The organism is Cryobacterium sp. TMB1-7, from assembly GCF_004402435.1.
Lineage (GTDB): Bacteria > Actinomycetota > Actinomycetes > Actinomycetales > Microbacteriaceae > Cryobacterium > Cryobacterium zongtaii.
This window is the reverse complement of the sequence record NZ_SOFZ01000023.1, coordinates 76,769-96,430: the sequence shown is the minus strand read 5'-3', so window position 1 is coordinate 96,430 and position 19,662 is coordinate 76,769. Positions and strand designations below refer to the sequence as shown.

Genomic DNA, 19,662 nt, shown 5'->3' with positions numbered 1-19,662 from the left:
CCGGCATGCCCCTGGTCGCCTGCGATCTCGACCGCACCCTCATCTACTCATCGCGCGCCTTCTGGCTCGAGACGACCGACGCCCAGGCTCCACCGATCGTCGTCTCCGAGGTCTATCAGGGCGTGCCGATCTCGTTCATGACGCGCGCCGCCGAGCAGCTTCTGCTCGACCTCGCCGCGACCGCCACGTTCGTGCCGGTCACCACCCGCACCGTCGCCCAGTACAGCCGGGTGCAGCTGCCGGGGTCGGTGCCGCGCTTCGCCATCACCACTAACGGCGGCACGATCCTGGTCGACGGTGAGGTCGATCCGGCGTGGTCGCACACACTGCAGGCCCGGTTGGGCGCGGAAGCGGCTCCGTTGGCCGAGGTCAGGGCCCTGCTCGAGGATCCGGCCGCCGGGGAGTGGATTGTGCGGGTGCACACCGCGGAGGACCTGTTCACCTACGCGATCATCGACCGGGAGGCGATGCCCGCGGACTGGATCGCCGGGCTGCACGTGCGGTGCCGGGCGCTCGGCTGGACCGTCTCCGTGCAGGGACGCAAGCTTTACTGTGTGCCGGAAGCCGTGAACAAGAGCGCCGCCGTAGCCGAGGTGCACCGCTGGCTCGGCGCCCCCACGGTGCTGGCCGCCGGCGACTCGCTCCTCGACCAGCGGATGCTGGAGGAGGCGCACTTCGCCTTCCGGCCGGCGCACGGCGAGCTGCATGACGCGGCCTTCACCAGGCACAACCTGGCCGTGACCGCCCGGCGGGGCATCCTGGCCGGGGAGGAACTGCTGCACTCAATCACCCGGCAGGTGCTGTCGAGCTGAATTTCTTTCCCGTCCTGTCGATCCAGGCCCGCCCCGTTCGACGCATCATGTAGAGGGACGCACTCGGCGCCCTCCACGAGTGAGGAGAACCCGATGAAGTACATGCTGATCATGCGAGCAACCGAAGCGGCCCGTCAGGACTACGACACGGCGGACATCAATCAGATCATCGAGAAGATGGGTGCATACAACGAGGCCCTGGTCAAGGCCGGCGTAATGCTCGCCGGCGACGGTCTGGCCGACTCGATGGCCGACAATTTTGTGGTCGACTTCGCCGCAGACCCACCCATCGTGACCGACGGCCCCTACGGCGAAACCCACGAGCTGTTCAGCGGCTTCTGGATGATCCAGGTCGCGTCGAAGGAGGAGGCCATCGAGTGGGCGAGCCGGTGCCCGCTCGGACCGGGGTCGAAGCTCGAGGTACGCCGGGTCACCGAGATGAGCGATTTCGGTGAGGCGGCCGACAACCCGATCCTTGCGCAGCAGGAGCTCTGGCGCGCCGAGAGCGGCCAGGTCTAGCGGGCTTCGGCCGGCAGGCTGGGGTCATGGCCGATCCGCGGCGCACCGTGGACGCGGTCTGGCGCATCGAGGGCGCCAGGATCGTCGCCACGCTCGCGAAGATGACCAACGATGTGGTGCTGGCCGAGGATCTCGCCCAGGAAGCGGTGGTCGACGCGCTCAGGCAATGGCCGGAGGCGGGCATCCCCCGGAACCCCGGGGCCTGGCTCACGGCCGTCGCCAAGCGCAAGGCCATCGACACCTGGCGGCGACGCGAACGCCTCGATGAGAGGTACCGGGCGATGGCCCATGATCTGGTGGGCATCGGCACCGCCGCGGATGCTGGGGAACCGATCGATGACGACGTGCTGCGGCTGGTATTCATCGCCTGCCACCCGGTGCTCGCCCGCGAGGCTCAGGTCGCGCTGACGCTGCGGCTGATCGGCGGCCTCACCACCGAGGAGATCGCCCGGCTGTTCCTGGTGCCGGTGGCCACCATCCAGCAGCGCATCCTGCGGGCCAAGAAGACCCTCGCCGCGGCGGGGGTGCCTTTCGAGGTGCCCGACCCGAGCGAGTGGCGGTCCAGGCTCGGCGCCGTGCTCGGGGTGGTCTACCTGATCTTCACCGAGGGTTACGCGGCCACGTCCGGCGACCATTGGCTGCGCACCGACCTCGCGAACGAGGCGCTGCGGCTTGCTCGGGTACTCGCCGGTCTCACCCCGCGGGAGCCCGAGGCGCACGCGCTGGTGGCCCTGATGGAGCTGCAGGCCTCCAGGTTCGGCGCCAGGGTGCGCGCCGACGGCACGCCCATCCTGTTGGCCGATCAGGACCGCCGTCGCTGGGACCACGGCCAGATCGCCCGTGGGCAGGCCGCCCTCGCCCGCGCCGACGCGCTGGGCCGCGGCCGGGGCAGCTACGCCCTGCAGGCCGCGATCGCCCAGTGCCACGCGAGGGCCCCCAGCGTGGCGGACACCGACTGGGACCGGATCGTGTTGCTCTACGAGGCACTCGGCCGGATCGCGCCGAACCCGGTGGTTGAGCTCAACCGCGCGGTAGCGGTGGCCATGGCGACCGGTCCCGCATCCGCACTGCGCATCGTCGACGACCTCGCCGACGACGGCGCCCTGCGTGGTTCGGCCCTGCTGGCGAGTGTGCGCGGCGAACTACTGGCCCGGCTCGGCCGCGCCCAGGAGGCCCGGGCCGAGTTCCTCACGGCCGCCGCCCTCACCGCGAACACGCGGGAACGTGACGTCCTGCTCGCCAAGGCCGACGCGCAGGGCTAGAGGCGGGCGCGGAGCTCGTCGACGCGGGCGCGGATGTCGTCACGGACCAGTCGCATGCGCTCCATGCCCTCGATGCCGCGCTCGGAGGGCTCGTCCGTGATCCACGTCTCGAACCTCGTTCCGGCCACCTCATCGACCTGCGCCTCAGACCCGAGGATCACGACGACGTCGGCAGCGGCCACCATGGACGCGGTGATGGCCTTCGGCTGCTCGTCTCCGACGCGGATTCCCAGCTCGGCCAGTGACTCCACGGACTGAGCGTTCAGGGCCGCCGCGGGCTTCGTTCCCGCCGAGAACACCTCGACACCGTCCCCCGCCGCTGCCCTCATCAGTGCGGCCGCCATCTGCGACTTCCCACCGTTCTTCTGGCAGACGAACAGAACGGATGGGATACGGGTCTCGGTCATGCCGCAATCGTACCCACCGCGGCTTGCGCACCGGTCCGTGCGGGTGCCCACCGAACTATGCGGGGCAGGCGCCGGTATGCGGGTGGCGCGCCACCCGCATACCGGCGCGGCACCCGCAGATCGTGGCGACCGGCCCGCACCCGCACCTCGTAGGCTGAACCCGTGGGGGACACCAGAGAACGCGCAGTGGTAGCCGGGGCATCCGGGTTCATCGGCCAGAGACTCGTTCGCGAGCTCCGCGACCAGGGCTACGAGGTCGCCCGCATCGGCCGCACCGGGCCCGACGCGCGCTGGGACGACGACACCGCCGTGCGGGAGCTGATCGACGGTTCCGCCCTGGTCATCAACCTGGCCGGCAAGAGTGTCGACTGCCGGTACACCGACCGCAACCGCACCGAGATCCTGCACTCCAGGGTCAACACCACCCGGCAGCTCCGCGAGGCCATCCAGACGAGCGCGCGGCCGCCGCGGGTGTGGCTGAACGCGAGCACCGCCACCATCTACAGATACGCGATGGACCGCCCGATGACCGAGACCCACGGCGAGATCGGCTCCGGCTTCTCGGCGGACATCGCCCGCAACTGGGAGGACGAGCTCTTCGCCGGTGTCCTGCCCGGCACCCGCCGGGTGGCGCTGCGGATGGCCATCGTGCTCGGTGACGGTCCCGCCACCGCGATTCTCGCGCGCCTGGCACGCCTCGGGCTGGGTGGGCCGCAGGTCGACGGGCGGTGGTTCCCGCACCGGCGCTACCGCGGCATCGGCACTCAGCCGAGCGGAGACGGCACGGCGCCGACCCATCACTCCCGCGGGCGGCAGCGCTTCAGCTGGATCCACATCGACGATGTCATGGCATCCATTCGGTTCATCGTCGCCCACGACGGACTCGCCGGGCCGGTCAACCTGGCCGCGCCGCACCCCAGCGACAACCGCACGCTCATGGCGACGCTACGCCGCCGGGTGGGCGCCAGGCTCGGCTTGCCGGCGTTCCGTTGGATGCTGGAACCGGCCATGTGGCTGCTGCGCACCGAACCCGAGCTGGTGCTCAAGAGCCGCTGGGTGGAACCGGAACGCCTGGTCGCCGCCGGATACCGGTTTGCCTGGCCTGAACTCGAGCCGGCCATCTACGATGTGGTCGCTAGATCGGCACGACCATGACCGGGAATCGTGCCCGCGGCTCCGTCACCGCCGTGGCAGTCCGCGTCGCGCGGAGGATCGTCCAGGCGACCCTCAAAACGGCTCTGGTGATCGTCGACGCGCTGAACATCGGCCCCGGCTCCGCGACATCGTCGGTGGCGCACCTGCCCGTCCTGCTTCCGCGCCCGGGCGGGGACGAGCCGTCCGCCGCCCAGCCCCGCAGGAAGCCGCGTTTTCGCCGCCGCCGCCCGCGTCGCTCCAACTAGGCAGCAGCCCCGCGCCGAATCGTCCAGTCCCCACCGAATTGCGGATGCGGGTCACAGCCGCACGTCACTCCGCGAAATCGGAGCTAGAGTGTTTTTCATGCCTCAGATACGCATCAAAGACGCGGCCGCGTTCTTGAGTGTCAGCGACGATACCGTGCGCCGGTGGATCGACAACGGCGTGCTGCCCAGCTCGAAGGACGCCTCGTCCCGCACCGTGGTCGACGGCCTGGCGCTGGCCCAGCTGGCGCGCACTAACGCGGTGCTCCCGGAGGATCCGTCCGGAATCGGCCGGTCCGCCCGCAACCGGTTCGTGGGCCTCGTGACCGACATCGTGATGGACACCGTGATGGCCCAGGTTGAGATCCAGTGCGGCCCGCACCGCGTGGTCTCGCTGATGAGCAGTGAAGCCGTACGCGAACTCGGCCTGGAACTCGGCTCGGTCGCCATCGCCGTGGTCAAGGCCACGACGGTCATCGTCGAAACACCCCAGGGGCGAGTCTGACCGTGGCCCGCGTCACCCGCAGCCTCGCGACCGCAGTCGTGATCAGCCTGACCCTCACCGGATGCGGGTCCGCGACCCCGTCACCGACCGGCTCCGCCGCCGCGCTCGGGGGCGACATCACGGTCTACGCCGCCGCGTCGCTGCAGGGCACCTTCACCGAGCTGGCCGCGTCCTTCGAAGCCGCCAACCCGGGCACCACGGTGGTGCTGAACTTCGCCGGCTCCTCCGCCCTCGTCACCCAGATCATCGAGGGCGCCCCGGCCGACGTTTTCGCCTCGGCAGACACCGATAACATGGCCAGGCTCACGGATGCGGCGCTGGGCGACGGCGAGCCCGTGGACTTCGCCACCAACGTCCTGACCATCGCGGTGCCGCCGGGCAACCCCGCGGGTATCACCGACCTCACCGACCTGACCAGACCCGACGTCAGGCTCGTCGCCTGCGCCCCCGAGGTACCCTGCGGCGCCGCGGCCGAGACCGTGGCCGCGAGCGCGGGGGTCACGCTCAGCCCGGTGAGCGAAGAATCATCCGTCACCGATGTGCTCGGCAAGGTCACCTCGGGTGAAGCGGACGCCGGCCTGGTCTACGTCACCGACGTCGCCGCCGCGGGCGCCGCGGTCGAGGGCATCGAGTTCGCCGAGGCCGCCAGCGCCGTCAACACCTACCCGATCGTGCCCGTGACCGGCTCGGCATCCGTTGACGTGGCCCGGGCGTTCGTCGACTACGTCACCGGCAGCGCCGGCGCCGCCGTGCTGCGCGCCGCGGGCTTCGGGGCGGCGTGATCTCATGACGGTTCCCCGTTGGGTCTTCGCCGTGGCCGGCCTCGGCGCGGTCTTCGTGCTACTGCCGCTCGTGGCGATGGTGCTCAGGGTGAACTGGACCGAGTTCGTTCCGCTGATCAGCTCGGAGTCCTCGGTCGCCGCGCTGCTTCTCAGTCTGCGCACCTCGCTGGCGGCGACCGCGTTGTGTGTAGTCTTCGGCGTGCCGATGGCGTTGGTCCTGGCCCGCACCGACTTCTGGGGGCAGAAGGTGCTCCGCTCGCTGGTGTTGCTCCCCCTCGTGCTCCCCCCGGTCGTCGGCGGCATCGCGCTGCTCTACACCTTCGGCCGCCGGGGACTGTTGGGCAAGACCTTCGAACTCCTGGGCATCGAGATCGCCTTCTCCACCACCGCCGTCGTGATCGCGCAGACCTTCGTCGCCCTGCCGTTCCTGGTGCTGAGCCTGGAGGGCGCCCTGCGCACGGTGGGCAGCCGGTACGAAGCCGTCGGCGCCACCCTCGGCGCCAGCCCCACCACGGTGCTGCGCCGCATCACCCTGCCCCTGGTGCTGCCGGCCGTGCTGTCGGGCGCCGTGCTGTCGTTCGCCAGGGCACTGGGCGAGTTCGGCGCCACCCTCACCTTTGCCGGCAGCCTGCAGGGCACCACCCGCACCCTGCCGCTGGAGATCTACCTGCAGCGGGAGACCGACCCGGACACCGCCGTGGCGCTGTCACTGGTGCTGGTGGTCGTGGCCGTCATCATCGTCAGCCTCGCCCATCGCACCGGTGAGCCCTCCCGCCGTCGGGCACGGGCGCTCTCGTGACCTTCTCCCTCGACCTGCACGTCGCCGACCGCGACGTCAGCCTGCACCTGGACGTGGCGGCCGGCGAGACCGTCGCGATCCTGGGGCCCAACGGCGCCGGCAAGTCCACCCTGCTGGGCACCATCGCCGGGCTGGTCACCCCCGACTCCGGGCGTTGCGAGCTGAACGGCACCGTCTTGTTCGACCTGCCGGGCGCCGGGCGTCGCCCCCGCACCTGGCGGCCCCCACACCAGCGCGGTGTCTCCCTGCTCGCCCAGGAGGCGCTGCTGTTCCCGCATCTGAGCGTGCTCGACAACGTCGCCTTCGGCCCCCGCAGCGCGGGAGCGCCCTCGGGCCGGGCTCGCCAGATCGCGACCCACTGGCTCCGCGAAGTGGATGCCGAACAGCTGGCCGCCCGGCGCCCGGCCGAGCTCTCCGGCGGGCAAGCTCAGCGGATCGCGGTGGCGCGGGCCCTCGCATCCGACCCCGGCCTGTTGCTGCTCGACGAACCGTTGGCCGCCCTGGACATCTCGGTGGCGCCGGCGGTGCGGCGGATGCTGCGCCGCGTGCTGGCCGGCCGCAGCGCGCTGATCGTGACCCACGATGTGCTCGACGCCTACACCCTGGCCGACCGCGTGGTGATCGTCGAGGGCGGCCGGATCGTCGACCAGGGCACCCCGGCCGAGGTCTTCGACCGGCCGCGCAGCGCCTTCGCGGCCGGTCTGGCGGGCCTGAACCTGCTCACCGGTGTGCGCCGGGGCACCAACCTGATCACGGCGGATGCCGCGGCCCCAGTCGCGAACATCCCCGAGCCGGGCGTGGCCGACGGGGCACCGCTGTCTTTGGCGGTCCGTCCGGGCGCAGTGTCGGTGTCGATCGACCCGCCGGCCGATTCGCAGCTCAGCAGCGTGCGAGCCGAACTGATCGACCTCGAGCCCCGGGGCGACTTTGTTCGGGCACGGAGCGCCGTGCTGGCCGCGGACGTCAGCCCGAAGGAGGCCGCGCAGCTCGACGCCGCCGTGGGCTCCCCGGTCTGGTTCTCGTTTGCGACGGCCGCCGCCACGCTGTACCCCACCGTGCCCTCCGACCGGACCACGTCGTCGTGATCCACCCGGACGTGTCAGGGGCCATGGCCCTGTTCGGGTCGTTGTGCGGTCATTCGGAGACTGCGGCCGCCGAGAACGACATCGACAACGTGGACTACGGCGGCGCCGTTGCCCGGATCGGAACTCGACGCCTGCGGTTCCGGGTAGGCCGGGTGACGCCCCGCAAGGTCGGCCTGTTCGTCGCCGTCTGGCAGCGATCGCCCACCGGTTCGACCGAACCTTTCCCGGTCGACGACGTCGACCACCTGGTCATCCTCACCCGGGAGGGGCTGCACTCCGGTCAGTTCGTATTCCCGCGCTCCGCGCTGCAGCGTCACGGCATCGTGTCGGTGGCGGGCCAGGGCGGCAAACGCGGCTTCAGGGTCTATCCACCGTGGTCGCGCACCAGCAACGCCCAGGCCATCCGCACCCAGGCGTGGCAGGGCGCGTTCTTCCTCGACACCAGCGACGGCGTCGACCTCGAGCGGCTGCGTGAACTTCTCGACCCCTGAGCCCGCACGCACCGGCACGGGGCAGGCGCGCTGGTGTCGTGGCGATGCGACTGACCGGCCTACCGAACAGCGGTGGTGATGAGGCGTTCCAGGCGCACGATGCCGGCGTAGCGGCCGGCGTTGTCGGTGACGATCAGGGGATCGTAGCGATGCGTGCTGTCACGGGTGATCGCGCGCAGCAGGGCATCCCGAACCGGGGTGTCCAGGTTCACCCGCACGGCGCCGGTCGTGACCCCGAGGTGGGCGCTCTCACTGTCGAGAACCGAGACGGGCCGGCCATGGTGGTCGATGAGCACCACGGTGCGCACCTCCGCGTGATCGGTGAAGATCCGGGCTGCGGCGGCCACCGACTCCGCGCCGGGGGCGATGTCGAGCAGATCGCGCACGACGGGAACGGGCTGCCGCTCCGCACTGGGCACCACCGGCCTGGCCAGGTCGGGCCAGGCGGGACCGGGCCGGGCGAGGTAGTAGCCCTGCGCGAGCGGCACCCCGAGGGCGGTGATGGTGTCGTACTCCGCCGCTGTTTCGATGCCCTCGGCCAGCACCCAGGAGTCGATGCGGTTGGCGAAGGTGCCGATCATCTCGACCAGCGCGCGTTTCGCCTCGTCGGTGTCGATGCCCTGGATGAGTTCCCTGTCGAGTTTGATCAGTGCGGGTTTGAGCGCCAGCAGGCGGCTGAGACCGGCGTAGCCCGAGCCGAGGTCGTCAACGGCGATCAGGCCGCCGGCAGCACGGATGGCGTCGAGCTCGGGCTCGAGGTCGGCCGCGGAGTCGATGGCGGACTGTTCGGTGAGCTCGACGAACACCCCGGTGAGGTCGGCCTGGTCCCGCCAGACCTGCCGGATCGCGTCATGGCCGAGCACGTGCGGTGACACGTTCACGGTGATGAAGCAGTTGGTCGGCACCGAGCCGCGCTCGGCGAGGATGACCCGCAGACAGCGCGCCTCGATCTCCGCGGACCGGTTCGCGGCGCGGGCCTGGGCAAACAGGTCCTCGACGCTGATCCCCGCCGGCATCTCGAAGCGGGCCAGGCCCTCGAACCCCACCACGATCCCGCGGGCGGTGTCCACGATCGGCTGGAACGCCGCCGTTACGCCCGTTCCGGCGCTGACAGCGTCCAGCAGGGCGGCCCACTCGGTGGCGGGGAGCGGTGTCGTCAGGAGACGACCACGATCCGGTCCGTGACGCTCTGGACCAGCTCGGGGCTCACGGTGCTGATGCCGTGCACCGCGCTCGCGTGCTGGGCGACGAGAACGAGAATTTCGTCATCGGTGGAACTGACCCAACTCGCCGTGCACCCTGGCACCACATCTCCGCACGCGAATGACTTCATGACGTTTTCCCCTGTCGTTGCTGCCACCGGGGCGATTCCCTGGTCACTGAGGCTTCCGAGTGTAGTTCGGCGCGACGTGATGTGCGGATTGGGCTAGTACCGCACCTCGTCGATGGGGCCGCCGCCGGCGAGGTCCTCGAGCAACAGCTCGGGGTGGTCGCGCACGGTGTTGCGCAGCCGCCACGGGGTGCTGAACAGGGCCAGCAAGGTGCCGTCGCTGCGGCGGAGCACCTCCACCTGGCGGTCGTGGCCCAGGATCAGCGCGCTTTCCTTGTCGGTGCGCCGGGCCAGCTGGTACGGCAGCACGTCGCTGCGGATGGCGGCGCCGAAGTCGTGCGACATCCGCTCTTCGACGACCTCGAACTGCATCGGGCCGACGGCGCCGAGCACCGGGGCCTGGTCGCCGCGGAGGTCCGAGCGCATCACCTGGATGACACCCTCGTGGTCGAGCTGGTCGATACCGCGGCGGAACTGCTTGTGCTTACTGGTGTCGGCGGGGCGCACGGCGCGGAAGTGCGCGGGGGCGAACATCGGCAGCGGCGGGAAGGTGACCGCGGGGCTGCCCTCGTGGATGGAGTCGCCGACCCGCAAAGCGGAGGCGTTGACCAGGCCGACGATGTCGCCGGGCCAGGCCTCCTCGGCCACTTCGCGGTCCTTGCCGAACAGCTGCTGGGCGTACTTGGTGGCGAACGGCCGGCCGGTGGCGGAGTGGGTGACGACCATGCCACGGCGGAACTGGCCGGAGCAGACCCGCACGAATGCGACGTAGTCGCGGTGCGAGGAGTTCATGCCGGACTGCACCTTGAACACGAAGCCGGAGAACGGGCTGGTCACCGGGCGGTGGCCGCCGTCGGCGTCCAGGCGCGCCTCGGCAGGCGGGGCGAAGTCCACCAGGGTGTCCAGGATGTGCTGCACACCGAAGTTGAGCACCGCGGCGGAGAACAGCACCGGGGTGGTCACGCCGTCGAGGAACAGTTCCTCGTCGTGGTTCTGGCCTTCCTCGGTGAGCAGTTCGGACTCCTCGGCGGCGGCGACCCAGGCGTCACCCTCGACTGCGGCGGCCTCTTCGGCGGTGGTGCGCTCGGAGTCGGCGCGGGTGGCGCCGCCGGCGGTGCGGTTGAAGCGGATGAAGTCGCTGCTGTCCCGCTCGATCACACCGCGGAAGTCGCCCGCGATGCCCACCGGCCAGGTCAGCGGGGTGGGGATCAGGCCGGTGCGGGTGCGGATCTCGTCCATCAGGTCGAGGGCGGCGGAGCCCGGCCGGTCCCACTTGTTGATCACGGTGATGACGGGCAGGCCCCGCTGCTTGCAGACCTCGAAGAGCTTCATGGTCTGCACCTCGAGGCCCTTGCTGGCGTCGACGAGCATCACGGCGGCATCCACCGCGGAGAGCACCCTGAAGGTGTCCTCGGAGAAGTCGGCGTGGCCGGGGGTGTCGACGAGGTTGATCACGCTGTCGCGGTACTCGAACTGGATGGCGGCGGAGGTGATCGAGATGCCACGCTCCTGTTCCATGGTCATCCAGTCGGAGACGGTGCCGCGCCGGCCGGCCTTGCCGTGCGTGGCGCCGGCGGTGGTGATGGCCCGCGCGTGCAACAGCAGCGCCTCGGTGAGCGTGGACTTGCCCGCGTCGGGGTGCGAGATGACGGCGAAGGTACGCCGGCGCACGGCCTGAGCCTCGACCTCTTTCGGGGACACCTCGGTGCCCGGGGTCACGGTTGCTTCAGCCACTGCTCGGTTCCTACCTCTATATGTCTGTCAATGCGCCGCTTGCGCGCACGCGTCCTTCAAACCTAACCTGCGCGGCTGTTCACCCGCTCCCCGCTAATTGTTACCATCCTTTACAAACAGAGTCGGCGCGTGGGACAATGTCCTCACAGGCAGTTGATACAGCATGAGCACCCTCGTGGCCGGTTTCTTGCCCCGCGACACTCGCCGACCGCTGAGGAGCCCCAGCCATGACCGCCGTGACCCTCACTTCGGTTCTCGCCCAGGCCCTCCCGCTCGGCGCCGGCGAGCCGGTGATCGCCGTGGATGTGGGCGGCACCGACACCAAGGCCGCGCTCTTCGACACCTCCGGCCGGATGCTCGGACTCAGCCGCACGCCGACACCGCTGGACGGCGAGCGCACGGCCTTCTCGGTGATCGCCCGGGTGCAGGAGCTCACGCTGCAGTTCGCCGCGGATTTTCCCGCGGTGCGGCCCCGGGCGGTGGGCCTGCTCGCCCCCGGCCTCGTCGACGACGACGCGGGCATCGGCGTGCTCTCCACCAACCTGCACTGGTCCAACGTGCCCTTCAAACAACTCACCGAAGAACTCATCCACCTGCCCACCACTTTCTCGCACGATGTGCGGGCCGCCGGTGAGGCCGAGTTCAGGCTCGGCGCCGCCCGCCCCTATCGCAACGTGGTGGTGTTGGTCATCGGCACCGGGATCGCCGGGTCGCTGTTCATCAACGGCCGGGCGCACACCGGCGGCGGCTACGCGGGCGAAATCGGCCACTCGATAGTGCACCCGTCCGGTCCGCTCTGCGGCTGCGGCTCCCGGGGCTGCCTGGAGACCGTGGCCTCGGCCGGCGCGATAGTGCGCCGCTACGAAGAGGTCACCGGCATCCGGTTGAGCGGGGCCCGCGAGGCTCTGGCCCTGGCCCGCACCGGCGACCCCGCGGCGGCGCTGATCTGGAGCGAGGCACTGGATGCGCTCGCCCTGAGCATCGCCCAGCTGGCCGCGATCCTCGCCCCGGAAGCGATCGTGATCGGGGGCGGCCTGGCGCAGGCGGGCGACCAGCTGTTCGTGCCGCTGCGTGAGAGGGTGAGCGCCCTGCTCAGCTTCCACCGGCGTCCGGTGATCCTACCGGCGTCGATCGGCGAGAACGCCGGCCTGCTCGGCGGCGCGCTGCGGGCGCGCGACCTGGTGAGCTAGACCGGCTCGGCGGTCACCGGCTCGGCGGTCAGGGGCACCGCGGTCAGGGGCACCGCGGTCGGGGGCACCGCCGCCAGCAGCTCCAGCAGCGCCCGCCCGGCCAGCCTCGACGCACCGAAGGTGGCGATGTCGGCGTAGCGCAGGTCGTCCGACGGCCAGCCCATGTCGACCACGAGAACATCACGGCGGTCGGCGCGCAGCGTATCCACCAGGTCACGAATGAACGGATGCCGGTGGTTGTCCTTGCCGATCACGACCACGGCAGAGTCGGCCGAGAGCTCCAGCGCCCCGCTGTCCTCTGCGCTGCGTGCGAGGAGAGGCCTGGCCAGCCACACGGTCGCGAGGTCCGACTCCGGATGCGCGGCCGCCTCGGCGAACGGCCCCCAGGGCGCCAAGCCCACGGCGATGTTCGTGACGGTGTCGAGGCGAACCACGGGGAAGGTCTCCGGAACCGCCGCGAGCCACCGCTTCGCGTGGTCGTTGATCGCGAAGGAGGCACGGATCCGCCCGGTATCGAAGCTGGGTTCCGGCATCGTCAGCGCGGCAGCCGGGAGCTGGATGTCCAGGGTGTCGTCGCGGATTCCGGCCGCGAGGCGGTGCACCCGGCCGGCCGCCTCGGCGAGACGGGCCTCGGTGAGGGTTCCGGCGTCGACGGCGGCCAGGATGGCGGCCTCGATCTGGTCGAGCTGCTCGGCGGTGTTCTCGGTGCCGATGCAGAGCAGGTCGCAGCCGGCGGCGAGGGCGGCGGCGGCGGCCCCCGGGATGCCCAGGATGCCGCTGGCACCCTTCATATCCAGGGCGTCGCTGACGATGACGCCGGTGAAGCCCAGTTCGGTGCGCAGCAGGCCGCCGAGCACCCGCGTCGAGAGTGTTGCGGGGTTCTCCGGATCGATTTGGGGCAGCAGGATGTGCGAGGTCATGATGGTCTTCGCGCCGGCGGTGATCGCGGCGTTGAAGGGCACCAGCTCCCGCTCGCGCAGGGTCGACGGCGGCAGGTCGACGACGGGCATGGCCAGGTGGGAGTCGAGGGCGGTGTCACCGTGGCCCGGGAAATGCTTGGGGCAGGCGGCGACCCCGGTGGACTGCAACCCGCGCACCCAGGCGGCGGAGTGCAGGCCCACCCGCACCGGGTCGACGCCGAAACTGCGCACGCCGATCACCGGGTTGTCGGGGTTGGAGTTGACGTCGGTGTCCGGCGCGAAGGTGAGGGTGCAGCCGGCCTTCCGCAGCTCCCAGCCGACCTGCCGGCCGACTTCCTCGGTGTAGCCGAGGTCGTCGATCCGGCCGAGGATGGCGTTGCCCGGATACGGCGAGCCCGAGGAGAAGTAGAGCCGGGTGACGTCGCCGCCCTCCTCGTCGATCGCGATGACCGCGAGCGGATTCGCGGCGCGGATCGAGTCGGTCAGCGCCCGCAGCTGGGCGATCGAGACGATGTTCTGCCCGAACAGGCACACGGCTCCGAGTCCGTCCTGCAGGCGCAGGCGCAACCAGTCCGGCAGCAAGGTGCCCACGAAGCCCGGCATCAGGGTCGCCCGGATGTTCCTGCGCACCGGGGAGTCGTCGCCGTGGCCGCCGGTCATCCCTTGACCGCCCCGCTGACCAGTCCGCTGGTCATTCTGCCCTGCACGAAGAGGAAGAAGATGATCACCGGAATGGCCACCATGGTGGACGCCGCCATCACCTGGCCCCAGTCGGTGGCCCGGCTTGCGCTGGCCTGGATGAAGCCGCGCAGCCAGAGCGGAAGCGTCTGGCTGGAGTTGTCCTGCAACAGCACCAGGGCCACGGTGAACTCGTTCCAGGCCTGCAGGAACGCGTAGACGCCCGAGGCCACCAGGCCGGGGGCGAGGAGGGGGAAGGTGATGCGCATGAACGCCTGGGTGCGGCTCAGGCCGTCGATCATGCCCGCCTCCTCGAGGTCGGCGGGGACGCCGGCGACGAAGCCGCGCAGCATCCAGATCGTGAAGGGCACGACCGCGGCGATGTAGATGATGCTCACGCCCACGATCGAATTGAGCATGTTCAGGCTGCCCATCAGCTTGTACTGAGCGATGAAGAGCCCCTCGGCTGGGAGCATCTGGATCAGCAGCACGGCCAGGACGAACGCCTTGCGCCCGCGGAATCTGAACCGGCTGATCGCCAATGCCCCGAGGAAAGCGAAGAGCAGGCAGAACACCACGGTGATGAGGGCGATGGCCGTGCTCATGCCCAGGGCGGGCAGGAAGGTGCCGCCCGAAAAGACCGCGACGAAGTTGTCGAGGGAGCCGCCGAACGGGAGCCAGGTCGGGGTGGTGCTCTGCAGCACCACGTTGGGCAGCAGCGACGAGTTGAGCATCCAATAGACCGGGAACACCCAGATCAGGGAGACCACGATGCCGATCACGCCCAGCGCGATCCGGCCAGGGCGGATGCGCCGGTTGCCGCCGCCGCCCTTCCGGCCGGTCGGCGGGAGGTCGGGCCGGGGCCGCGAGCCGGCCGGCGGGGCGGATGCGCCGGTGGATTGGACCGTCGAGGTCATGATTCGTCCTCCTTGAGCATGCTGCGTACGTAGAACCAGCTCAGGGCCACGGTCAGCACGAGCACGAAGATCGAGACGGCGCTGGCCATCGCGAAGTCGCTGGAGCCGACGCCGAGTTGGTAGATGTAGGTGCCGAGCAGATTGGTCTCCGAGGCGATCGACCCGACGTCCTGCAGCAGGCGGATCTGGGTGAACACCCGCAGGTCCCAGATCACCTGCAGCAGCAGGATGATCGCGAGCACCGGCCGGATGATCGGCACGATGATGTACCGGAGCCGCTGGGCCAGCGTGGCGCCGTCCAGCTGGGCGGCCTCGAGCACCTCTGTGGACACCTGGGTGAGGCCGGCGTAGATGGAGAACGCCACGAACGGCACGCTCATCCAGACCACGATGACCATCGCCACGAAAAAGAACGACAGCGGGTTGGCCAGCCAGTTGTGGTTCTGGAAGTCCAGGCCCATACCGGTCAGAACCGAGTTCAGCACCCCCCGGCGCCAGTCGATGAGCCAGTTCCAGACCGTCATCGCCGCGACGACGGGCATCGCCCAGGCCAGCAGCAACGAGATCTGCAGGGTGATGCGCACGCTGGTGTGCACGGCGTTCATCAGCAGCGCCATCAGGGTGCCGATGGCCATGGTGACCGCGGCGGTGACCAGGCAGAAGGCCAGCGACCGAGCCACCACGGTCCACATGTACGGGTCCGTGAACAGGGTCACGTAGTTGTCGAACCAGACGAATTCCGGGGGTTGGCCGAACTGCTGGGAGAGTCCGAACCTCTGCATCGAGGTGATGAACTGCCAGACCAGCGGATAGCCGAGCGCCAGGATCAGGATGGCGCAGGCCGGGATGACCAGCAGGTACGGCGTTGATCTGCCCCTTTTTCGGGGCCTGGCCGGCCGCGGCGGATCGGCCTGGCCGAGCACGAGGTTCTGCGTGGTCACGCCGACCCTCCTTTCGTTGTTCGATTCGTCTGGTTCGACAGGCTGCCGGCTATTCGCCGTTCAGCATCGGGGTGAGCTTGTCGTCGTATTCCGTGGCGAGTGCCTTCAGGTCGGTGGAGCCCTCGATCTTGCTGAAGAACTCTTCCATCACGAGGGAGCCTTCGACCGTGGCCCAGCCGGGCGCTGCCGGGGTGAGCTTCGAGTTCGAGGCCGAGGCGATCAGCGCCTGGGCAAACTGGTCGTCGCCGAGCGAGTCCACGTAGTCGCTGTTCGCCGGGCCGAGGCCGTTCTGGCCGAGCATCATCTGGTACTCCTCCGAGTAGATGATCCTGAGGAGGCTCTTGGCCAGCTCGGGGTTCTTGCTCGTCGCAGAGATGCCGATGTTGGATCCGCCGGCGAAGACCGGGGCGGGCTTGCCGTCGTTGCCTGGCAGGGCGAAGACCGCGTTCTTGGTGTCATCCCAGGTGCGGGTGGCCTTGCCGTCGGCGTCGGTGCCGAGAGTTCCGATCGACCAGTGCGCCCAGGTGGGGGCCATGATCGTGGCGGCGGACAGTGAGGTGTTCGACGTGACGGCGCCCTCGGCATCCTTGATCTCGTCGCTGTCGTTCAGGTAGATGTACTGGTTGGAGTCCTTGGCGTCGTTGGGCGCATTGGAGGCTGACTTGTACAGCTCCTGCAGCTGGGCGAGGCCGGTCAGGGTGTTCTCCGAGGCCAGCGTCGAGGTCCAGGTGCCGTCCTTGACGGTGGCGAGTTCGCCGTCGTTGGCGAAGATCCAGGAGATGCCGTTGCGCCAGTCCTGACCGCCGAGGTAGAAGCCGGAGAAGTCGGGGATGTTCAGCGGGTTGGCGGCGTTGATCGCGGCGACGCCGGCGTTGAACTCCTCGAGGGTGGTGGGCTGCTCGACTCCGGCTGCCGCCCAGACGTCGGCGCGGGTGAATACGGCGCGGGAGCCGAAGTAGTAGGGCAGGGCGTAGTTCTTGTCGCCCACCATGCCGGCGTCGACGAAGGACTGCAGCAGGTTGGCGCCGCCGAGCTCCTCGTACATGTCGGAGATGTCGAGGAACGCACCCACGTTGGTGAAGGTCGACGACTGGGTGTTGCCCAGCTCGGTGACATCCGGGGTGTTGTTGGCGTCCGGCAGTGAGGTCGTCAGCTTGGTGACCAGGTCACCCCAGTCCTGCTGCTGGATGTTCAGGGTGGCGCCGGTCTGTGCGGTGAATTCGGACTTCAGGTAGTCGCGCAGTTCATCGGGGGTGTCGCCGCCGGCGAGCCAGAGGGTGATGGTCTTGTCGCCGTTGTCGGTGGAGGCGTCGGTGCCTTCATCGGTGGCGGACGAACATCCCGCCAGCACGAGCGCGGACGCAGTGGCCAGCGCGGCGAGAGATGCGAGCTTTCTCTTCATGAGATATTCCTTTCGTGGATTGCCGACGTTGGCGGGCGCCACATCGTTGGTGCAGGGGAAATCCGTCGGCTAGGAAACGCCGAGTTGTGCGGAGAGAACCATGACGGCCGCGCCGCGCAGAACGATGTCCTCCCCCTGCGCGGTCATCCGCAGGGTGAGATCGCCGGTTTCGGTGGCCATGGTCCTCGACCGGAGGGTCTCGACGGTGGCCGCGGAGAGGGCGCCGTCGAGAAGTTCGGGGGGCCCGCTCAACACGATCTCGAGCAGGTTGAGGGCACCGACGACGGGGGCGAGGATGATGCCGAGCCGGCGGCCCGCCTCGGTGAGGATGTCGGAGGTGGCGCGCTCGGCATCCGCCGGGGTAGCCGCCGCGGCGGTGGCGTCATGGATCGCCGCGGTCAGCCGCGGTACGGAGAGCCAGGCCTCGAGGCAGCCGGACTTGCCGCAGGCGCACAGCGGGCCGTCGTCGGTGCCGACCACGACGTGGCCGATCTCACCGGCGGCGAAGCGCTCACCGAAGATTGCGCGACCGCCGATCAGCAGCCCGGCGCCGACACCGTGGCCCACTTTGACCAGGAGCAGATCGTGGTCGGCGCCGCCGAAGCTGTGTTCGGCGAGCACGGCGGCGTTGGCGTCGTTGACCACCCGAACGGGCAGACCGGTCAGCTCCTGGAGCCGGGCCTGGAGCGGCTGGTCACGCCAGCCGAGGTTGGGCGCGTTGCGCACGACTCCCGCCCGGTCCACGATGCCCGGAGACCCGATTCCGACACCGAGGATCGGGGCGGTGGCCGCGGCGATGACCTGGGCGAGCAGCTCGGCGACAGTGTCGTAGGCGGCCTCGCCGCGGGCGCCGGCCAGGTCGAGTCCCGAGCTGGACAGCACCGCACCGTCAAGACTGAGCACCGCGCCGCGCAACCGGGTGTGACCGGAGAGGTCGAGTGAGACGATCTGAAACGCGGACCGGTTGATGTCGAGCAGGGTGGCGGGCTTGCCTGGACGCGGTTCCTGGCGCTGGCCCAGTTCGATGACGAGGTTCTCCCCCATCAGCTCGCTGATCAGGTCGGAGACCGTCACCCGGGTCAGGCCGGTTTCCCGGGCCAAGTCAGCGCGGCTTTGCAGGCCGGCGCGGTACAGCGTTTGCAGCACCAGGGTGCGGTTGTTCAGGCGGATGTGCTCGGGCAAGACCTTCGCGGTGGGGCGGAGGGCTCGGTCCTGGATCGTCCGCGGGGCGCCGGTTGCTGTCATGTTTGTTAGTAAACCTTACGAACGAAATGCGCGCAAGGGAGAACAAACTATTGGTTGGGTTGGTTACCAAGTCGTAACGCGGCGATGCTATCCGCCGCCTGGATGCCCCCCGCGCTCAGCGGGGCAGGCCACGATAGTGCGCGCGAAGCTCGGAGCCGAGGTGCTCGATGGCGTAGCTGAGCATGGTGCGGGGCATGCGGCCCGCGTGCAGGTCGAGGAAGCGGAGCAGCAGGTCCCGGTCGACGCGGGCGCCGACCTCGCGCAGCATCCAGCCCACGGCCTTGTGCATCAGCGGCTCGGGATCACCCAGCAGCCGCGCGGCCAAGTCGAGGGTGGTGGTGGCGTCGCCGCGCCGGATGAACGCCGAGGTGGCGATCACCGCCACCCGCCGTTGCCAGAGCACCTCGCTGGCGGCGAGCTCAGCCAGCAGCCCGCGCGGCCGGTCGAACAGGTACTCGCCGAGCAGCCCCGGCGCGGAGGAGTCCACCAGGTCCCAATTGTTCACCCGGCCGGCTCGCAGCTGCGCGAGATAGAACTCGGCGAGAACCCGGCGCCGGGGGTCGTCACGGGTGCGCGGGGCGCTTGCCCGGGCGAATTGCGCCACCAGGATCAGCAGGGCGGCGAGTCGGTGCTCGTGCACCGGGCCGGCCAGGAGCAGGTCGATCTCGTGCGGCGGCAGGGTGGCGAACCGTGTGACCACCGCTCGGGTCTGCGGCACGGTGACGCCGATGAACACATCACCCTCGGCGTACTGCCCTTGCCCGGTCTGGAAGTACCGGGCGGCCCCGGTGGCGCGCTCCGGATCGGCGATCGCGGCGAGCGCCGCCCGCACCTCGGCCGCGGTGGCACTGCCCGAAACGCGCCCGGCATCCGTCATGGCAGCAGGCTAGCGCCTGGGCGGCCGATCAGCGCCGCGTGGTGCGGATCGCGCCGTAGGCGCGCATCAGCTGGGGCACCACAAGGTACACGGCGACCGGCACCACGACCACCGAGAGCACAAAGGCGCGCAGAACCGGATTCCAGTCGGTGGCGAACGGGGCAATCGCGAAGAATCCGAGCGTCACCAACGGGAAGATGGCGATCCAGGTGATCACGGCCCGCACGTGCACAGACGGGGGTGCGGCACTTCCGCGGGGAGCTGGGGGTAGTGACACTGGGTCTTCCTTTCGAGAGATGAGCGGCCGATGATCACGACCTCGTCCCCCTACAGTGCGGCCGTCGCGAAATTCCTGAGACTATCGTTGCC

General features: G+C 69.7%; 22 protein-coding genes. 11 read left to right on the top strand and 11 right to left on the bottom strand.

The window, feature by feature from the left end; all coding sequences use genetic code 11:
* The first annotated feature begins 5 nt into the window (after positions 1 to 5).
* The 3 genes from E3O60_RS10725 to E3O60_RS10715 all read left to right on the top strand — a co-directional run bounded on the left by E3O60_RS10725 (position 6) and on the right by E3O60_RS10715 (position 2,593).
* Positions 6 to 812 carry an HAD family hydrolase gene (locus E3O60_RS10725; protein WP_134408514.1) on the top strand — a complete coding sequence of 269 codons (807 nt, stop codon included), beginning with the start codon at positions 6 to 8 and terminating at the stop codon, positions 810 to 812.
* Between the two features lie 93 nt (positions 813 to 905).
* Complete coding sequence (locus E3O60_RS10720) at positions 906 to 1,331, top strand: YciI family protein (protein WP_088457533.1); 426 nt, start codon at positions 906 to 908, stop codon at positions 1,329 to 1,331.
* A 26-nt stretch (positions 1,332 to 1,357) separates the two neighbouring features.
* Positions 1,358 to 2,593 (top strand): RNA polymerase sigma factor, encoded by a 1,236-nt coding sequence (locus tag E3O60_RS10715; RefSeq protein WP_088457534.1) that lies wholly within the window; start codon positions 1,358 to 1,360, stop codon positions 2,591 to 2,593.
* On the opposite strand, the gene E3O60_RS10710 is transcribed toward E3O60_RS10715, so the two are convergent.
* The gene (locus E3O60_RS10710) at positions 2,590 to 3,000 is read right to left on the bottom strand and encodes a low molecular weight phosphatase family protein (protein ID WP_088457535.1); all 411 of its coding nucleotides are present in this window, start codon (positions 2,998 to 3,000) and stop codon (positions 2,590 to 2,592) included. The genes E3O60_RS10715 and E3O60_RS10710 overlap by 4 nt on opposite strands.
* A 162-nt stretch (positions 3,001 to 3,162) precedes the next feature.
* Here E3O60_RS10710 and E3O60_RS10705 point away from each other — a divergent pair, with 162 nt between their 5' ends.
* From E3O60_RS10705 to E3O60_RS10675, 7 genes are all read left to right on the top strand, one after another.
* Positions 3,163 to 4,155 (top strand): epimerase, encoded by a 993-nt coding sequence (locus tag E3O60_RS10705; RefSeq protein ID WP_134408513.1) that lies wholly within the window; start codon positions 3,163 to 3,165, stop codon positions 4,153 to 4,155.
* Positions 4,152 to 4,400, top strand: coding sequence for a hypothetical protein (locus E3O60_RS10700; RefSeq protein WP_088457537.1), 249 nt, complete (start codon positions 4,152 to 4,154; stop codon positions 4,398 to 4,400). Before E3O60_RS10705 ends, E3O60_RS10700 begins: the two co-directional genes overlap by 4 nt.
* Positions 4,401 to 4,497: 97 nt before the next feature.
* On the top strand, positions 4,498 to 4,902 hold the full coding sequence (locus tag E3O60_RS10695) for a molybdopterin-binding protein (protein ID WP_088458155.1): 405 nt from the start codon (positions 4,498 to 4,500) through the stop codon (positions 4,900 to 4,902).
* Complete coding sequence (gene modA, locus E3O60_RS10690) at positions 4,899 to 5,684, top strand: molybdate ABC transporter substrate-binding protein (protein ID WP_088457538.1); 786 nt, start codon at positions 4,899 to 4,901, stop codon at positions 5,682 to 5,684. Before E3O60_RS10695 ends, modA begins: the two co-directional genes overlap by 4 nt.
* A gap of 4 nt (positions 5,685 to 5,688) precedes the next feature.
* The gene (locus E3O60_RS10685) at positions 5,689 to 6,483 is read left to right on the top strand and encodes an ABC transporter permease (RefSeq protein ID WP_088457539.1); all 795 of its coding nucleotides are present in this window, start codon (positions 5,689 to 5,691) and stop codon (positions 6,481 to 6,483) included.
* Positions 6,480 to 7,568, top strand: coding sequence for a sulfate/molybdate ABC transporter ATP-binding protein (locus E3O60_RS10680; protein WP_134408510.1), 1,089 nt, complete (start codon positions 6,480 to 6,482; stop codon positions 7,566 to 7,568). The genes E3O60_RS10685 and E3O60_RS10680 overlap by 4 nt, the downstream gene beginning before the upstream one ends.
* Positions 7,565 to 8,059, top strand: coding sequence for a MepB family protein (locus tag E3O60_RS10675; protein WP_240632289.1), 495 nt, complete (start codon positions 7,565 to 7,567; stop codon positions 8,057 to 8,059). The genes E3O60_RS10680 and E3O60_RS10675 overlap by 4 nt, the downstream gene beginning before the upstream one ends.
* A gap of 59 nt (positions 8,060 to 8,118) precedes the next feature.
* Here E3O60_RS10675 and E3O60_RS10670 read toward each other — a convergent pair whose 3' ends face one another.
* The 3 genes from E3O60_RS10670 to E3O60_RS10660 all read right to left on the bottom strand — a co-directional run bounded on the left by E3O60_RS10670 (position 8,119) and on the right by E3O60_RS10660 (position 11,123).
* Positions 8,119 to 9,180, bottom strand: coding sequence for an EAL domain-containing protein (locus E3O60_RS10670; protein WP_255455314.1), 1,062 nt, complete (start codon positions 9,178 to 9,180; stop codon positions 8,119 to 8,121).
* A gap of 35 nt (positions 9,181 to 9,215) precedes the next feature.
* Positions 9,216 to 9,392 (bottom strand): DUF1059 domain-containing protein, encoded by a 177-nt coding sequence (locus tag E3O60_RS10665; protein ID WP_088457543.1) that lies wholly within the window; start codon positions 9,390 to 9,392, stop codon positions 9,216 to 9,218.
* Between the two features lie 93 nt (positions 9,393 to 9,485).
* The gene (locus E3O60_RS10660) at positions 9,486 to 11,123 is read right to left on the bottom strand and encodes a peptide chain release factor 3 (RefSeq protein WP_241980076.1); all 1,638 of its coding nucleotides are present in this window, start codon (positions 11,121 to 11,123) and stop codon (positions 9,486 to 9,488) included.
* A gap of 227 nt (positions 11,124 to 11,350) precedes the next feature.
* Here E3O60_RS10660 and E3O60_RS10655 point away from each other — a divergent pair, with 227 nt between their 5' ends.
* Entirely contained in the window at positions 11,351 to 12,313 is a 963-nt protein-coding gene (locus E3O60_RS10655) for an ROK family protein (protein ID WP_088457544.1), read from the top strand.
* Here E3O60_RS10655 and E3O60_RS10650 read toward each other — a convergent pair.
* From E3O60_RS10650 to E3O60_RS10620, 7 genes are all read right to left on the bottom strand, one after another.
* Positions 12,310 to 13,893: a glycoside hydrolase family 3 protein gene (locus E3O60_RS10650; protein ID WP_134498043.1), complete on the bottom strand. Its 1,584-nt coding sequence runs from the start codon at positions 13,891 to 13,893 to the stop codon at positions 12,310 to 12,312. The genes E3O60_RS10655 and E3O60_RS10650 overlap by 4 nt on opposite strands.
* Positions 13,890 to 14,828 carry a carbohydrate ABC transporter permease gene (locus tag E3O60_RS10645; protein WP_088457546.1) on the bottom strand — a complete coding sequence of 313 codons (939 nt, stop codon included), beginning with the start codon at positions 14,826 to 14,828 and terminating at the stop codon, positions 13,890 to 13,892. The genes E3O60_RS10650 and E3O60_RS10645 overlap by 4 nt, the downstream gene beginning before the upstream one ends.
* Positions 14,825 to 15,769: a carbohydrate ABC transporter permease gene (locus E3O60_RS10640; protein ID WP_088457547.1), complete on the bottom strand. Its 945-nt coding sequence runs from the start codon at positions 15,767 to 15,769 to the stop codon at positions 14,825 to 14,827. The genes E3O60_RS10645 and E3O60_RS10640 overlap by 4 nt, the downstream gene beginning before the upstream one ends.
* A 49-nt stretch (positions 15,770 to 15,818) precedes the next feature.
* Positions 15,819 to 17,171: an extracellular solute-binding protein gene (locus E3O60_RS10635; protein WP_134408508.1), complete on the bottom strand. Its 1,353-nt coding sequence runs from the start codon at positions 17,169 to 17,171 to the stop codon at positions 15,819 to 15,821.
* A 69-nt stretch (positions 17,172 to 17,240) separates the two neighbouring features.
* Positions 17,241 to 18,416 carry an ROK family transcriptional regulator gene (locus tag E3O60_RS10630; RefSeq protein WP_088457549.1) on the bottom strand — a complete coding sequence of 392 codons (1,176 nt, stop codon included), beginning with the start codon at positions 18,414 to 18,416 and terminating at the stop codon, positions 17,241 to 17,243.
* A gap of 115 nt (positions 18,417 to 18,531) precedes the next feature.
* Positions 18,532 to 19,293: a DNA alkylation repair protein gene (locus tag E3O60_RS10625; protein WP_134408507.1), complete on the bottom strand. Its 762-nt coding sequence runs from the start codon at positions 19,291 to 19,293 to the stop codon at positions 18,532 to 18,534.
* A gap of 28 nt (positions 19,294 to 19,321) precedes the next feature.
* Complete coding sequence (locus E3O60_RS10620) at positions 19,322 to 19,570, bottom strand: hypothetical protein (protein ID WP_133160304.1); 249 nt, start codon at positions 19,568 to 19,570, stop codon at positions 19,322 to 19,324.
* Positions 19,571 to 19,662: the final 92 nt, after the last annotated feature.